This window comes from Streptomyces sp. NPDC017943 (genome assembly GCF_044328425.1).
In the GTDB taxonomy this organism is placed as follows: domain Bacteria; phylum Actinomycetota; class Actinomycetes; order Streptomycetales; family Streptomycetaceae; genus Streptomyces; species Streptomyces djakartensis_A.
In genome coordinates, this window is record NZ_JBIRHH010000004.1 from 717121 (window position 1) to 732383 (window position 15263).

Genomic DNA, 15263 nt, shown 5'->3' on the forward strand with positions numbered 1-15263 from the left:
GGGGACGTGAGAAGCATATGGGATGGCGGGAGCTATCGCCAAAACGGTTTACGGGCGTGGGGTCGCGGACGGGGAGGGGCCGCCCGTTCCCGTGCCTGCTCCCTCCGATCCGGAAGGGCTGGGAGACGATCCGGAGGGGCTGGGAGACGGGTTCGCGCCCGGCTGGTTCTCCTCCGGCAGGTGGCGGCTCACCTCGGCGGTGGTGAGGCCGAGCCCGCCCAGTTCGATCTCGTCCCAGGCCTGGAGATGGCGGGTCTCCCGGTCGAAGTAGAGGATCGACGCCTCGATGGGGTCGGGGTGCTTGCCCTCGATGGCGCGCAGACCGCTGCCGCCCGTGGAGCCCTCGATGCGCAGCCGGGTGCCGTACGCCAGGACCTTCATCTCGTCGTGGTGCAGGTGCCCGGCGAGGACCAGAGGGACCTCGCCGTCGACCTCGCGGGCGGCGGAGGGCTCGTGGGCCACGGCGATGTCCACCGGGGTTCCCGCGGCGCGCTGGTCGCGCAGGGCCGTGGCCAGGCGGGCACCGGCCAGCTCCTGCGACTGCTCGGCACCGGTGCGGCGCGCGCGGTCCGGGGTGAACTGCGGGTCGCCCATGCCGGCGAAGCGCAGGCCCTCGATGGTCTCGGCCCGGCCCCCGTCCAGGACGTGGACGTTCTTCAGGTCCTCCAGATACTCCTGGGTGATCATCGAGTCGTGGTTGCCGCGCACCCAGACGTAGGGCGCGCCGAGGTCCTCGACCGGGTCGAGGAAGCCGTTCTCGGCGGCCGTGCCGTGGTCCATCGTGTCGCCCGAGTCGACGATCACGTCCACCTTGTACTGCTCCACCAGCGAGGCGATGATCTTCCAGCTCGCCGGGTTCAGATGGATGTCGGAGACGTGCAGGACCCGGATCGTGGAGGGGTCGGGGGCGTAGGCGGGGAGGGTGGAGGTGGCGTCGTAGAGCCGGGTGACGTTGGTGACCAGGCGGGCCAACTCCTTCTGGTAGACGTCGAATTCCGTGACGATGCTGCGCGCGTTGCCGACCAGGGAGGGTGCCGAGGTGAGCAGGCCGGAGAACCGGGGCTCCAGCACGGAGTCGGGGCGCCAGGTGGCGTAGGCCGTGCCGCCCGAGGCGGCGAGCAGGGTGAGGGCGAGGCCGCCGGCGGCCAGGGCGCGCCGGGGCCGGCGGTAGACGGCGAGGCCGAGCGCGGTGGCTCCGGTGACGACGGCGACCCCGGACCGCACGGCCAGGTCGAGGGTGCCGCGGCCGACGTCCTCGGTGACCTCGTCCTGGAGACCGGAGAGGCGCTCGGGATGGTCGACCAGGGCCCGGGAGCGGTCCGGGTCGAGCTGGTCGACGTTCACGTCCAGGCGGAACGGCGCGATGTGGCTGTCCAGCTGAAGGGCGCCCAGCGGCGAGATGTTGATCTTCGTGCCGCCCGTGAAGGAGGGCCGCAGCGTCATGGTGGTGTCCATGGGGCCCACCGGGACCCGGACGTTGCCCACGACCAGCAGGCCGAGCCAGGCGCCGGCGAGCACCACCGTCACCAGCCCCAGGGCCCGGGTCCAGGGGTGCGGCTGCGGTACGAGGGCGATCGTGGCGGGTGCCTGGCGGGAGCGGTAGCGGCGGGCCAGGGCGTGCGGGACGGTGCGGACGGGCTTCAGGACACGCAAGACTGCGGCGGGGACGCGGGCCATTGATCCCGTATGCCCACGTCGGCAGCCGGGTATGCGGCGCCGGAAGGCTCTCGCGGACCGGGGTCGTGGCCGACAATGGGCCTGTGCTGGAGATGACGCGCGAGGAGTTCGAGGAGCTGGTCGCCGAGGCGCTCGACCGGATCCCGCCGGAGCTGACCCGACTGATGGACAACGTCGCGGTGTTCGTCGAGGACGAGCCGCCCGCGGACGACCCGGAGCTGCTCGGGCTCTACGAGGGGACTCCGCTGACCGACCGCGGCGAGTGGTACGCCGGTGTGCTGCCGGACCGGATCACGATCTACCGCAACCCCACCCTGCGGATGTGCGCATCGCGCGAGGACGTGGTCGCCGAGACGGAGGTCACCGTGGTGCACGAGATCGCGCACCACTTCGGCATCGACGACGAGCGCCTTCACGCCCTGGGCTACGGCTGACCGTGTTGTGAATACGGGGCGCGTGTCCTCTTGTGGGCGGCGGGAGTTGAGGTGTTGACTCCCTCACCCTTCCCGGAGGTGGCCCCGTGCGCCCCTTGTACGTACCCGTCCGCCTGGCCGCCGCGGTCGTGGCCGTCGCCGCCGCCGCGGGCTGCATGAGCGTCGGCGACGACGGCGCGGGCGGGAGCGTCGAGCCGTCGCGTTCCGCCGGGCACCACGCCGGTGAGGGGCCCGGCGGCGGCTCGGGAGTCTCGGGCGGCTCCGGGCCCGGGGCGGTGTCGGCCGACGGCAAGCGGGGGCACGGCAAGGGCAAGAAGGGCGGCAAGGGCAAGGGCGAGGGCAAGGACGGCGAGGCGAAGGAGTCGGCGTCCCCCGCCGCCTCGCCGTCCGCCCGGGCGAGCGCGTCCGCACCCGGGCGCGACCGGCCCGGCAGGCCGTCCCGGCCCACGCCGAAGCCGCCCGCCCCGCCCGAGCCCACCCGCACGGCCGAGCCGGAGCCCACGCCCACACCCCCCGAGCCGACGACGAGCCCGGAGCCCACGCCCGAGCCGTCGTCCTCGGCGCACGAGCCGCCCGGACCGCAGCTGGTCCAGCGGGAACCGGCCCCCGAGGCGGGGGTACCGGTGTAGCGCGGGGCGCCGGGTGTCCTGCGGGTGCCGGGCGGCCCGGGGAACAACCCGCGCGGGCCGGGGAACAATCCGCGCGGGACGCTGGTTGACGCACTTCGGAAGCGCCCCGCGGTCTGCGGACGAGGGCGCGTTCCCGCTGTCACCCGCTCGGTCCGGTTTGCGTCAAGGGCCCCGGACTGCGTATGGTGGCAGATCGTTTGATCCCATCTTGCCCGGCGCCACCGCAGAGCGCGCCGTGTGGCGCGTACTCTCCCTTGCCGTGGTGGACCGCATTGAGGCGGTCGTATTGCGAATCGCGAATCACGGAGTTGACGGGCGCGTGCCGACTTGAGACTCCGGAAGGTTTCGCATTCGCATGTCCATCGCCAGTACTGATCACGTCGTCGTGCCCGAGAACGAGGCAGTCGAGGACGCCCCCGAGACCACCTTCGCCGACCTCGGTCTGCCCGAGGGTGTCGTGCGCAAGCTCGCGCAGAACGGCGTGACCACCCCCTTCCCGATCCAGGCCGCGACCATCCCGGACGCCCTGGCCGGCAAGGACATCCTCGGCCGCGGCCGCACCGGCTCCGGCAAGACCCTGTCGTTCGGTCTGCCCACCCTGGCCACCCTGGCCGGCGGCCGGACCGAGAAGCACAAGCCGCGTGCCGTCATCCTGACCCCCACGCGTGAGCTCGCCATGCAGGTCGCCGACGCGCTCCAGCCCTACGGCGACGTCCTCGGCCTGAAGATGAAGGTCGTCTGCGGCGGTACGTCCATGGGCAACCAGATCTACGCCCTGGAGCGCGGCGTCGACATCCTGGTCGCCACGCCGGGCCGGCTGCGCGACATCATCAACCGCGGCGCCTGCTCCCTGGAGAACGTCCAGATCGCGGTCCTCGACGAGGCCGACCAGATGTCCGACCTGGGCTTCATGCCCGAGGTGACGGAGCTGCTCGACCAGGTGCCCGCGGGCGGTCAGCGGATGCTCTTCTCCGCGACCATGGAGAACGAGATCAAGACGCTCGTCGACCGGTACCTGGACAACCCGGTGAGCCACGAGGTCGACGCCGCCCAGGGCGCCGTGACGACCATGTCGCACCACATCCTCATCGTGAAGCCCAAGGACAAGGCGCCGGTCACCGCCGCGATCGCCTCCCGCAAGGGCCGCACGATCATCTTCGTCCGCACCCAGCTGGGTGCCGACCGCGTCGCCGAGCAGCTGCGCGACTCCGGGGTGAAGGCCGACGCGCTGCACGGCGGCATGACCCAGGGCGCGCGGACCCGCACCCTCGCCGACTTCAAGGACGGCTACGTCAACGTCCTCGTCGCCACCGACGTCGCCGCCCGCGGCATCCACGTCGACGGCATCGACCTCGTGCTGAACGTCGACCCCGCCGGCGACCACAAGGACTACCTGCACCGGGCGGGCCGTACCGCGCGAGCGGGCCGTACCGGCACCGTCGTCTCCCTGTCGCTGCCGCACCAGCGGCGCCAGATCTTCCGGCTGATGGAGGACGCGGGCGTCGACGCCTCGCGCCACATCATCCAGGGCGCCGGCGCCTTCGACCCCGAGGTCGCCGAGATCACCGGGGCCCGGTCGATGACCGAGGTCCAGGCCGAGTCCGTGGGCAACGCCGCGCAGCAGGCCGAGCGCGAGGTCGCCCAGCTCGCCAAGGAGCTGGAGCGGGCCCAGCGGCGCGCGAACGAGCTGCGCGAGGAGGCCGACCGGCTGCTCGCCCGGGTCGCGCGTGACCGCGGCGAGGAGCCCGCGGCCGCGGACGCCGAGGTTGGGGACGCCACCGTCGCCGTCGAGGTGTCGGTGCCGGAGCAGCCCACCGCCCAGGACGTCGAGCGCGAGGACCGCGCCGAGACCTCCGCGCCCTACGAGCGCCGGGAGCGGCGCGAGGAGCGCGGCGGGGCCGGGCGCGACCGGTACGCCGACCGGGACCGGTCCTTCGACCGTGACCGCGGTGGCCGTTCCTTCGACCGTCGTGACGACCGCGGTGGCCGTTCGTTCGAGCGCCGGGACGACCGCGGCGGCTTCAACCGCGACCGTGACCGTGACCGGGGTGGCCGTTCCTTCGACCGTCGTGACGACCGTGGCGGCCGTTCCTTCGAGCGCCGTGACGACCGTGGCGGTGACCGGGGCGAGCGCGGCGGCTTCCGCCGTGACGACCGCGGTGGCCGTTCCTTCGAGCGCCGTGACGACCGTGGCGGCCGTTCGTTCGAGCGCCGTGACGACCGTGGCGGCTTCAACCGCGACCGTGACCGCGGCGGCTTCCGCCGGGACGAGCGCGGCGGGCACCGGGGCAGCGACCGTCCCTTCAACCGCGACCGCCGGGACGACCGCCCGGGCTTCCGCTCCGGCGGCCATGACCGCCCCGGCCACGACCGTCCGGGCCACGACCGTCCGTACGGCCGGCGTGACGACCACCGCGGCGGCGGTTCCTTCGGCCGCCGTGAGGACAAGCCGCGCTGGAAGCGCAACGGCTGACGCACACGCGTGACGACGAGCGCCGTGGTTCCGTCCCCCCGGGGCGGGGCCGCGGCGCTTCGCCGTCCGGTGGGTCAACACGCCCGGGGCGGGCGGCGCGTGGGACCCATCGGCCCTGTTCGTCCCTCCGGCAGGGCCCCGAGCCGGATACCCGATCGGAGACGCGGCGTCGTCCGGCTATGCTCGTGGGGGCGACATCGCCTGGGCCCTTAGCTCAATTGGCAGAGCAGTGGACTTTTAATCCATTGGTTGTGGGTTCGAGTCCCACAGGGCCTACCGCGAGGCAGCCGGGGCAGACGCCCTCCGGCCGCTCGAAGAAGCGCCCCGACCGGGGAGACCGGTCGGGGCGCTTTTCTCGTCCAGCGGGGCAGGGCCGCGTCAGCTCGTGGCGAGCATCCCCGAACGCAGCCGGGCCACCGTGCGGGAGATCAGCCGGGAGACGTGCATCTGGGAGATGCCGAGGCGGGCGCCGATCTCGGCCTGGGTCAGCTCCTCCACGAAGCGCAGGTGCAGGATCAGCCGCTGGCGCTCGTCCAGTTCGGCGACCAGCGGGGCCAGCGTGTGGAAGTCCTCGACGAGTTCGAGAGCCGGGTCGTCCCCGCCGATGAACGCCGACAGCGTCGCGTCGCCCTCGTCGGACTCGCCGGTGATCGCCGCGTCGAGGGAGGAGGACGTGTAGCCGTTGGCCGCGATCTGTGCCTCGACGACCTCCTCCTCCGACAGGTTCATCAGCGCGGCCAGCTCGGACACCCGCGGGGCGCGGCCGAGCCGCGAGGCCAGCTCCTCGGTGGCCTTGGCGAGTTCGGTACGGGCCTCCTGGAGCCGGCGCGGCACGTGCACCGCCCACGAGGTGTCGCGGAAGAACCGCTTGATCTCCCCGATGATGTACGGCACCGCGAAGCTCGTGAACTGCACCTCGCGGGAGACCTCGAAGCGGTCGATGGCCTTGATCAGCCCGATGACGCCGACCTGGACGACGTCCTCCATCGACTGGCCGTTGGCACGGAAGCGGCGGGCCGCGAACCGCACCAGCGACATGTTCATCTCGATGAGCGTGTTGCGCGCGTACTGGTACTCGGGCGTGCCCTCCTCCAGTACCGCGAGACGGTCGAGGAACTGACCCGTCAGCTCGCGCGCGTCCTGCGGGGCGAGCTTCTGCGGCTCGGCGATCCGGGGCAGCTCCGCACCGGTCCCGGTGGCGGAATCCGTCGTCGTGCCGATGCGCATGGTCGCGGTCACGGGCCCTCCCTCGTAGTCCGGCCCGCTCCGGTCCCCCGGCAGGCCACCTTCAGCGCCGCTACCCACAGTCTCCCCTCCCATGCCCCCGGGTGCGCCGCCGAGACGTTGACCACAGTCGACGCAGGCCGGGGCGGTGCCGGGGTAACCGGACATGTGCTGCGACCGTGCGGGCCGACCGGACGGGCAGGAGGGTGGGGACGGTGTGGGGCGCGGAAAGGGGCCGAGGGACATCCGGAGCGGACAGTTGTCGTTTGACAACTATAGTTGGCGGACAACAACCTAGCCGTGCCGAACGTGCCGGGGGAGCGAACGGGAAGAATCGATCCCGGGCCGCGGCGGGCAGGTCAGGCAGTCCGGGATCCGGACGAGCGGGAATCGTCGGAGTCGTCGTGTATCTGGGCCGCCGCCGCTTCGCAGAACGCCTCCAGTCCGCGCAGCAGCGCGACCCGCTCGGCGGCGGGCATCTGGTCCAGCACCGTGCGCAGTGCCTGCTCCCGGCGCAGGCGCAGGTCGGCCAGGAAGGCGCGGCCGCGCCCGCTGAGGTGCAGCCGCACCTCGCGCCGGTCCGGTGCGCTGACCTCGCGCTCGACGAAACCGGCCGCCTGGAGCCGGTCGCAGAGCCGGCTGGTCGAGGGCGGTGTGGAGGCGAGGGAATCGGCGAGGGTGCGCAGGTTGATGCCGTCGTGGTGTTCGAGGATGAGCAGCACGCGCAGCTGCGAGGCCGAGGCCGGCGCGGTCGAGGCCCGGCCCCACAGGACCTCCAGCAACTCCGCGGCCGTCGAGGTCACACGGGCGACCTCGGCAGGCTCAGGGCGGGGTCGGAGGGAAGTCACAGTCACACTCTCGCAGGCACCGGGGTGGCCGTCAGCGTACTAGGGCCTTTCGTGCGGATCAGCCCGGCGGTGAGGGAGCGGCCCGTGTCCGCTGCCGGGGCCGGGTCCGGCAATCGTCGACTTATCGAGCAGAGACAGGTGTTTTGACGTCGTGAGTGCGATCGACAACAGATTCGTCGCCGCCGAGCGCGCCCTGCGCACGGCGGCGCCCCATCAACTGCTGGACGCGGTCCGTCGTGTACTGACCGATCAGTACGCGGCGGACTCCGTCGAGCTGTTCCTGGCCGACTACGGCATGTCGCTGCTCCAGCCCGTGTCCGTGCTGCCGCACACCCTGGAGCCGGTGCCGGTGCACAACAGCCCGGCGGGCCGGGCCTTCGGCGCGCAGGAGCCGCACCTGGAGCACGTCGCGGGCGGCCCGGTCCGCGCGCACCTGCCGGTCAGCGTGCGCGGCGACCGGCTCGGGGTGCTGACGGTGACCCTGCCGGACGCCGGTCACGCCGAGGACTGCGTGGGCGAACTGGCCGAGGTCGCCGAGGTGCTGGCGCACGAGGTGGTCGTGGCCGAGCGGGACACCGACCTCTACCTCCAGGCGCGCCGCCGGGACCGGCTCACGCTGGCCGCCGAGATGCAGTGGCAGCTGCTGCCCGCCCGCTCCTGCGCCCGTCCCGAGTACGAACTGGGCGCGCAGCTGGAACCTGCGTACGCGATCTTCGGGGACAACTTCGACTGGTCCGCCTCGGCCGACCGGCTCAGCCTGTACGTGACCAACGGCATGGGCGAGGGCATCGAGGCGTCCCTGCTGACCAGCCTGGCCATCAGCGCCCTGCGCAACGCGCGCCGCGCCGGCCTGGCCATCGACGACCAGGCGGCGCTGGCGGACCAGGCGGTGTACGCGCACTACCGGGGCCGCTGCTACCTCTCCGTGCTGATGCTCGACATCGAGCTGGCCACCGGGCGCGCCCGGGCGGTGGACGCGGGCTCCCCGCAGCTGCTGCGGCTGCGCCGCGGCACGGTGGAGCGGGTCGCCTTCGACGCCCAGCTGCCGCTCGGCATGTTCGAGGAGACGGACTACGTCGTGCAGGAGTTCGCCGTGGAGCCCGGCGACCGGCTGGTGTTCGTCAGCGACGGCGTCTACGACGTCGCCTCCCCCGGCGGTGAGACCTACGGCGACGCCGCCCTGGCCCGGGCGATCCAGTCGACCCGGCTGCTGCCGGCGGCCGACGTGCCCCGGGCCATCCTGCGCGAGCTGTCCGGCCACCGCGGCCGGCCCGTCCCGGACGATGACGCCCTCGTGGTGTGTCTGGACTGGCGTGGCCGGTGAAGGACGGGGGAAGGCGCCCGGTCAGGAGCGTCGGTGTACGACTGTTTGGTGGTGCCGACCGTCGGCACTAATGTTTGTCATAGGGCAAGTAATCGGTGAGGGCGCCGTGATGGACCTCGGTTCGGCCCGCGTGAGGGAGCGATGCAAGTGACGGTGTCGGAAGCACACGCCGGGCAGGGGCCGGCCGCGCAGCAGGTGAGCGCCTTCCTGGAACGGCGGCGGGAGCAGATCGCCCAGCGGTGGGCGGACGCCGCGCTGTTCCGCACCGTCTTCACGGTCTCCCGTGACGAGGCGGTCGAGGCGGGCCGGGCCGTGCTCGCCGCCCTCGCCGCCGTCGCCGCCTCCGAGCGGCTGGACGACATCCGCGCGCCCGGATTCGAGGCGGTGCGCGACCAGTTGGGCCGCATGGCCGCCTCCCGCGCCCGTACGGGCATCGATCCGGACGGGGTCGCCGGCGAGGTGGCCGCGCTGCGGCTCCCGGCGGTGGACCTGCTGCGCGCCGAGTTCGAGGACCCCGGCTCGCCGGACGCGCAGGAGTGCGTGGTGGCGCTCACCGTGCTCATGGGCACGCTGCGGCTGGTCGTGATGGAGACCACGCTCAGCGCGGGCGAGGCGCTGATCGCCCGGCAGCGCGAGCAGTTGCACGAGGTGGCCACCCCCGTGATCAAGCTGTGGGACAGCACGGTCGCCGTCCCGCTCATCGGCACGCTCGACAGCGCGCGCAGCCAGGTGGTCATGGAGAGCCTGCTGAACGCGATCGTCGCCGAGCGCGCCCGGTACGCCATCCTCGACATCACCGGTGTGCCCACGGTCGACTCGCTGGTCGCCCAGCACCTGATGAAGACGGTCGCGGCGGCCCGGCTGATGGGCGCCGAGTGCATCGTCTCGGGCATCCGGCCCGCGATCGCGCAGACGATCGTCCACCTGGGCATCGACCTCGGCACGGTGATCACCCGGGCGAGCCTGGCCGACGCGCTGGCCTACGCGCTCGGCCGGCAGGGCGTGGAGATCGCGCCGCTGCGCTCGGCCGACCCGGCGGACGCGGGCGCGCGGTGACGCTGCCCGCGGGGGACGGGTCCCCGCTGTCCGCGCCGGTGCCCGGGCACTCCTTCACCGTGCCGGTGCTCCGACTGGGCGACGTCCTGCTGGTCACGCTCCAGGGCGAGTTGCACGACGCCATGGCCGAGCAGTTGCAGCACGACGTCGCGGCCCGGATCGCCGGGTCCGGGGTGACCGGGGTCGTCATCGACATCTCCGGCGTGGAGATCGTCGACTCGTTCCTGGGCCGGGTCCTCGCCGAGATCGCCGCCGGCGCGAAACTGCTCGCGGCGCGCACGGTCCTGGCCGGGATGCGTCCGGCCGTGGCGATCACCCTCGTCGAACTCGGCCTCACACTGCCGGGGTTGAGAACGGCCCTGGACGTCGAGCGCGCCATGGAGCTGCTCGCCGCCGACCCGCGCGACGGAGGGGGGAGTCCCTGATGCAGGCTTCCCACCATGCCGCCCCGGCCACCCTGCCGATCGGCTCGGACGCCGATCTGGCCTGGGTGCGGCAGCAGGTCCGGCAGGCGGCCGCCGAGCTGGGCTTCGGTCTGGTGCAGCAGACCAAACTGGTCACCGCGGCCAGTGAACTGGCCCGCAACACCCTCGTCCACGGCGGTGGCGGCCACCTGGAGATCACCCCGCTGACCACCGGGCCGGCGCAGGGGTTGCGGCTGGCCTTCGTCGACACCGGGCCGGGCATCCGCGACCTGGACCTGGCCATGACCGACGGCTACACCAGCGGCGGCGGGCTGGGCCTGGGCATGAGCGGGGCCAAGCGGCTCGTGCACGAGTTCCGGGTGGACAGCCGGCCGGGTGAGGGCACCACCGTCACCGTCACGGCCTGGGCCACGGCCGTACCGCCCTCCCGGCCGGAGCCCTGATGAGCAGGGTCTGGGACGTGCCCGTGGACGACTCGACCCGGGTGCGGGACGTCCGGGTCGCCGCCGAGGAGGCCAGCGCCTGCGCCGGACTGCCCGCGCACCGCACGGCGTCCGCCGCCCTGGTGGCCACGGAACTGGCGACCAACCTGCTGCGGCACGCCGAGGGCGGCCACGTGCTCATCGGCCTCGTCGAGCGGACGGACGGCGGCCGTCCGCGCACCTGTGTGCAGCTCCTCTCGCTGGACCACGGGCCCGGCATCCCGGACGTGGCCGCCGCGATGCGCGACGGCTACTCCACGACCGTCGCGGCCTCCCTGGGCGCGGGGCTGGGCACGTGCCGCCGGGTCGCGAACGACTTCGACCTGCACAGCGCCGTCGGCCGGGGCACCGTCGTGCTGGCCCGGATCGACCACGGGATCGCCGTGCGGCACCCGGGGACGTCCGCGCCGCCCCCGCACGCCGGCGGTGTCAACGTCCCCCTGGGCCGGGCGGCCCACTCCGGCGACGCCTGGGCCCGTGTCCGCGCCGGGGACCGGCTGACCCTGCTGCTCGCCGACGGGCTCGGCCACGGGGAGAAGGCCGCCGAGGCCTCCACCGCGGCGGTGACCGCGCTGCGCGACCTGGCCGAGCTGCCGCCGCCGGAGATCCTGCGGCGTCTGGGCCCGGCTCTGCGCCCCACCCGCGGGGCTGCCGTCGCCGTGGCGCAGGCCGATCCGTCCGCGGGGCGGCTGGACTTCGCCGGGATCGGCAACGTCGGCGCCCGGCTGCGCACCGGCGGGGAGTGGCGGCCGCTGCTGTCCCGGCCCGGCATCGTGGGCGCCCAGGCCCCGGCCGACGTCCCCGTGCAGAGCGGGCCGTGGCACGAGGACAGCCTGCTGGTGCTGCACAGTGACGGTCTGCCCAGCCGCTGGAGCCCGCCCGAGGACGTGCTGCTGACCTGCGACCCGGCGGTGGTCGCCGCGGTGGTGCTGCGCGACTCGGGCAGCGCGGCCCGGCCGGTGAGCGACGACACGTGCGTGGCGGTGCTGAAGGGGGGCTCGCCCGGGGCGTGAGGGCCGGGGTGGCGGCGGGGGACCGGCCGTTCCGTCGCACCGGACTTCTCACGGGCCCGGTGGCTCGCCGGCCCGGGGAGGCGTGTGGTGCTGGGCGGCCAGGAAGGCGCGCAATCCCCTTCTCAGTGCGTCCCGTTCGGCCGGCCGCATCGCGGCCACGGCGACGGTGAGGGCATGGGTGCGGCGAGCGGCGACGTCGCTCAGGACGTTGTGGCCGTGCGTGGTGAGCCGGAGCTGGACCTCACGGCGGGTGTCCGGGTGCGGGGCCCGTTCCAGCAGGCCGGCCGCCGCGAGCCGGTCGCAGAGGCGGCTGGCGGTGGGCAGACCGATGTCCAGCCGCTCCGCCAGGGCGGTGAGGTTGAGTCCGGGTGCGGTCTGCACCGCGCGCAGCGCCCGCAACTGATGCGGGGACAGCCGCAGGGACGCCTCCTGGGCCGCGACCGTCCACAGGGCCGCCAGGCTGTCCACCGCATCGGCGATCTGCGAGGCGACGGCTTCCGGGCCCTCACCCGGCCCCCTGGCCCGGTGGTCACCGGGCCCGCCGAATCCGGTCACAAAACGGTCACTTTCCATAAGCTCCGGGTGCTGTGGAGGTCGCCCTCTTGCAAAGGCTGTACCCGAAGAGCCGAGCGGCAAGCAGACCGTTGCACGGCCGTCCCCGGCCGGACGGCGGTTCAGCCGGCGCCGAGTTCCGCCGGTGCGGCCGGCGGCGGGGGGTGCCGTCCACGTCCGGCCGGGTGACCGCGTAAGACTTGGCCACGTCCCACTCTGCCCGTCCAGCCCCGTCCCGCCCCACCCGTGCCCGTCCCGCCCGTCCCGTCCAGTCCCGCCCTTCCGACCAGCCGCGGAGCGTCGATGCCTCACCCGTACGTCCTGCTGTCCGCCGCCGTCTCCCTCGACGGCTACCTGGACGACACCGGACCCGAACGCCTGCTCCTGTCGAGCCCGGCCGACTTCGACCGGGTCGACGAGGTGCGCGCGTCCGTCGACGCGATTCTGGTCGGCGCGGGCACGATCCGGGCCGACAACCCCCGCCTCCTGGTCAACTCCCCGCAGCGCCGCGCCGCCCGTGCCGCCGCGGGCCGGCCCGAGTACCCCCTCAAGGTCACCGTCAGCGGCACCGGCGACCTCGACCCGGACGCCAACTTCTGGCACACCGGCGGCGAGAAGGTCCTCTACACCACCGACGAGGGCGCGCGGCGCGCCCGCGCCCTCGGCCTCGCCACCGACGTCGTCCCCCTGGGCGCGAGCCTCGACTGGCGCCGGCTCCTCACCCACCTGCACGACGTGCGGGGCGTGCGGCGGCTGATGGTCGAGGGCGGCGGCCTGATCCACACCCAGCTGCTCACCCAGGAGCTCGCCGACGAGATCCAGCTGGTCCTCGCCCCGCTCTTCGTGGGCGACCCCGCCGCGCCCCGCCTCTTCGGACCCGGCGGCTACCCGCCCGGTCGGCTGCGGCTGCTCGACACCCGCCGGATCGAGGACGTCGTCCTGATGCGCTACGAACCGACCGCCCCCGGCACCGGGCCGCTCCCGGTCGCCGCCGACCACCACTGGCTGGCCGCCGCCTGCGAGCTGGCGGAGCTCTGCCCGCCCTCCGGGACCGCGTTCAGCGTCGGGGCGGTGGTGGTCGCGGCCGACGGCACCGAACTGGCCCGCGGCCACTCACGCGAGGGCGGCGACCCGGTCGTGCACGCCGAGGAGGCGGCCCTGGCCAAGCTCGACCCGGCCGACCCCAGGCTGGCCGGGGCGACCGTCTACAGCAGCCTCGAACCCTGCGCCCGCCGCGCCTCGCGCCCGGCACCCTGCGCCCGGCTGATCCTCGACGCGGGCGTGCGGCGGGTCGTCACGGCCTGGCGCGAGCCGGACACCTTCGTGGCCGGGGCCGACGGCAGCGGAGTCCTGGCCGCCGGGGGAGCGCAGGTCGTCGTCCTGCCCGAGCACGAGGAGCGGGCCAAGGCGCCGAACCGGCATCTGGTGACCTGAGCGCGGCGCCGATACGGGGTGTGCGCGAGACGTCCCGCGGATGGCGTACACTGGTGAACACAACGACGCGGGGTGGAGCAGCTCGGTAGCTCGCTGGGCTCATAACCCAGAGGTCGCAGGTTCAAATCCTGTCCCCGCTACTGAAGGCCGAGGGCCGGAATCCGAAAGGGTTCCGGCCCTCGGTGCGTTGTCCCTCCGGCCATATGGGCCTTCTCTCTCCAGCCTTCCGGGCCGTTTCCCTCCAGCCGTCGACCGGCCGTCACACACGGTGAGTGAACCGCCTCGCAGCGCATAACAACTGACACACCGTCAAGTCCCTTGCGGAGCCCGGGAGGCGGTCAACTCGCCCGATTCACCCCGGTCATGGCAGGTTGGTCCGCGCGAAAAAGGTTAATGATCAAGCGGAAGCGCTGGAATACGCACCGCGCCATCCATTAACGTTCGATAACGCAGCGCGGTCGTCCCAGCCGTCACAGAAGGCGGCTCCGTGCGCACGCGCCGAATCCCGCGAGGGAACCGGGGAACCACCACTTGGGGTGAATCGGGCGGATGCCGCCGTGGCAGCACGGCAGGTATACGCGCGTAGGAGACCTTCCTGCTCCGAACCCGTCAGCTAACCCGGTAGGCGAGAAGGAAGGAAAGGAGCACGCCCACGTGGCGTCCAACCGGCCTGCCCCCGCTGCCCCGTTCGCGGCGGACCAGCGCGACCCCGAGACCTTCGGCTTCGGCCGTCAGCGCACCGACGAGGGCCCGTTCCAGGAGTGGAACCCCACCGCGGAGTCCATCCGCCCCGTCCGTGGCCGGCACCGCGTCTCCAAGCAGCGCGGCGGAGGACTCGCCCGCAGCTCCACCGTCCTCGGTGTCGGCGTCATAGCCGCCGTCGGCGCGGGCGGCATGGCCAGCGCCCAGACCGGCAAGCCGCCGGTGTCGATCTCCGTCCCGGACCTTCCCTCGGTGGGTTCCCTCCTCTCGGACGACGACACCCCCGAAGGTTCCGCCACCCCGCTCAGCAGCCTGGGCACCACGACCGCCGAGGCCGAGCCGGGCACCGACGGCGCCGGTGAGGCCCTGCGCGCCCGGATCATGGCCCAGGTCGAGCACCAGCAGGACCAGATCGACACCAAGGCCGCCCAGGACGCCGCGGCCGCCGCCGAGAAGGCGGCCCAGGAAGCCGTCGCCAAGGCCGAGAAGGAGGCCAAGGCCAAGGCCGCCGAGGCGAAGAAGAAGGCGGAGGAGGCGGCCGAGAAGAAGGCCGAGGCCGAGCGGCTCGCCGCCCTCGCGAAGCAGTACACGCTGCCGACCTCCTCGTACACCCTCACCTCCACCTTCGGCCAGGCCGGCGCCTACTGGTCCTCCGGCTACCACACCGGCCTCGACTTCGCCGCCCCCACGGGCACGCCGATCAAGGCGGTCCACAGCGGCACCATCACCGAGGCGGGCTGGAACGGCTCCTACGGCTACAAGACCGTCCTCACCCTCGATGACGGCACCGAGATCTGGTACGCGCACCAGTCGTCGATCGGCGTCAGCGTCGGCCAGAAGGTCGGCACGGGCGACGTCATCGGCCGCGTCGGCGCCACCGGCAACGTCACCGGCGCCCACCTCCACCTCGAAGTCCACTCCGGCGGCTCCGCGAGCGGCATCGACCCCATGGCGTGGCTGCGGGGCAAGGGACTCACCCCGTAGACGCAC

The 15263-nt window shown here is 73.3% G+C and carries 14 protein-coding genes, 2 tRNA genes and 1 riboswitch; of the genes, 12 read left to right on the plus strand and 4 right to left on the minus strand.

From position 1 onward, the window contains the following. Positions 1-48 precede the first annotated feature (48 nt). Positions 49-1677: a metallophosphoesterase gene (locus tag ACH4C6_RS16895; protein ID WP_398109311.1), complete on the minus strand. Its 1629-nt coding sequence runs from the start codon at positions 1675-1677 to the stop codon at positions 49-51. 83 nt (positions 1678-1760) lie between these two features. Here ACH4C6_RS16895 and ACH4C6_RS16900 point away from each other — a divergent pair, with 83 nt between their 5' ends. The 4 genes from ACH4C6_RS16900 to ACH4C6_RS16915 all read left to right on the plus strand — a co-directional run bounded on the left by ACH4C6_RS16900 (position 1761) and on the right by ACH4C6_RS16915 (position 5489). Further along, positions 1761-2111, plus strand: a complete 351-nt coding sequence (locus tag ACH4C6_RS16900; protein ID WP_398109312.1) for a metallopeptidase family protein — start codon at positions 1761-1763, stop codon at positions 2109-2111. 86 nt (positions 2112-2197) lie between these two features. Next, positions 2198-2740 (plus strand): hypothetical protein, encoded by a 543-nt coding sequence (locus tag ACH4C6_RS16905; protein ID WP_398109313.1) that lies wholly within the window; start codon positions 2198-2200, stop codon positions 2738-2740. 355 nt (positions 2741-3095) lie between these two features. Beyond that, positions 3096-5213: a DEAD/DEAH box helicase gene (locus ACH4C6_RS16910; RefSeq protein WP_398109314.1), complete on the plus strand. Its 2118-nt coding sequence runs from the start codon at positions 3096-3098 to the stop codon at positions 5211-5213. A 203-nt stretch (positions 5214-5416) separates the two neighbouring features. Further along, positions 5417-5489, plus strand: a tRNA-Lys gene (locus tag ACH4C6_RS16915). 102 nt (positions 5490-5591) lie between these two features. On the opposite strand, the gene ACH4C6_RS16920 is transcribed toward ACH4C6_RS16915, so the two are convergent. Together ACH4C6_RS16920 and ACH4C6_RS16925 are read right to left on the minus strand one after the other, a co-directional pair. After that, entirely contained in the window at positions 5592-6440 is an 849-nt protein-coding gene (locus ACH4C6_RS16920) for an RNA polymerase sigma factor SigF (protein ID WP_398109370.1), read from the minus strand. Between the two features lie 356 nt (positions 6441-6796). Continuing rightward, on the minus strand, positions 6797-7291 hold the full coding sequence (locus tag ACH4C6_RS16925) for a MarR family transcriptional regulator (protein WP_398109315.1): 495 nt from the start codon (positions 7289-7291) through the stop codon (positions 6797-6799). Positions 7292-7436: 145 nt separating this feature from the next. Between ACH4C6_RS16925 and ACH4C6_RS16930 the strand changes: the two genes are divergently transcribed. The 5 genes from ACH4C6_RS16930 to ACH4C6_RS16950 all read left to right on the plus strand — a co-directional run bounded on the left by ACH4C6_RS16930 (position 7437) and on the right by ACH4C6_RS16950 (position 11585). Further along, entirely contained in the window at positions 7437-8609 is a 1173-nt protein-coding gene (locus ACH4C6_RS16930; RefSeq protein WP_398109316.1) for a PP2C family protein-serine/threonine phosphatase, read from the plus strand. Between the two features lie 147 nt (positions 8610-8756). Next, the gene (locus tag ACH4C6_RS16935) at positions 8757-9665 is read left to right on the plus strand and encodes an STAS domain-containing protein (protein ID WP_398109317.1); all 909 of its coding nucleotides are present in this window, start codon (positions 8757-8759) and stop codon (positions 9663-9665) included. Between the two features lie 2 nt (positions 9666-9667). Then, entirely contained in the window at positions 9668-10090 is a 423-nt protein-coding gene (locus ACH4C6_RS16940; protein ID WP_398109371.1) for an STAS domain-containing protein, read from the plus strand. Continuing rightward, positions 10090-10533 carry an anti-sigma regulatory factor gene (locus tag ACH4C6_RS16945; RefSeq protein WP_398109318.1) on the plus strand — a complete coding sequence of 148 codons (444 nt, stop codon included), beginning with the start codon at positions 10090-10092 and terminating at the stop codon, positions 10531-10533. The genes ACH4C6_RS16940 and ACH4C6_RS16945 overlap by 1 nt, the downstream gene beginning before the upstream one ends. Beyond that, entirely contained in the window at positions 10533-11585 is a 1053-nt protein-coding gene (locus ACH4C6_RS16950) for a SpoIIE family protein phosphatase (RefSeq protein WP_398109319.1), read from the plus strand. The genes ACH4C6_RS16945 and ACH4C6_RS16950 overlap by 1 nt, the downstream gene beginning before the upstream one ends. A gap of 48 nt (positions 11586-11633) precedes the next feature. Here the strand turns inward: ACH4C6_RS16950 and ACH4C6_RS16955 are convergent, their stop codons facing one another. Continuing rightward, positions 11634-12140 (minus strand): MarR family winged helix-turn-helix transcriptional regulator, encoded by a 507-nt coding sequence (locus ACH4C6_RS16955; protein WP_398109320.1) that lies wholly within the window; start codon positions 12138-12140, stop codon positions 11634-11636. A 300-nt stretch (positions 12141-12440) separates the two neighbouring features. Between ACH4C6_RS16955 and ACH4C6_RS16960 the strand changes: the two genes are divergently transcribed. From ACH4C6_RS16960 to ACH4C6_RS16970, 3 genes are all read left to right on the plus strand, one after another. Continuing rightward, a complete protein-coding gene (locus ACH4C6_RS16960) occupies positions 12441-13571 on the plus strand; it encodes a dihydrofolate reductase family protein (protein ID WP_398109321.1) in 1131 nt (376 codons plus the stop codon). Between the two features lie 66 nt (positions 13572-13637). Continuing rightward, positions 13638-13711: transfer RNA gene (locus ACH4C6_RS16965), tRNA-Met, on the plus strand. Positions 13712-14057: 346 nt separating this feature from the next. After that, positions 14058-14214, plus strand: a riboswitch (cyclic di-AMP (ydaO/yuaA leader). An 11-nt stretch (positions 14215-14225) separates the two neighbouring features. Beyond that, positions 14226-15257 (plus strand): M23 family metallopeptidase, encoded by a 1032-nt coding sequence (locus ACH4C6_RS16970; protein ID WP_398109322.1) that lies wholly within the window; start codon positions 14226-14228, stop codon positions 15255-15257. Positions 15258-15263 lie beyond the last annotated feature (6 nt).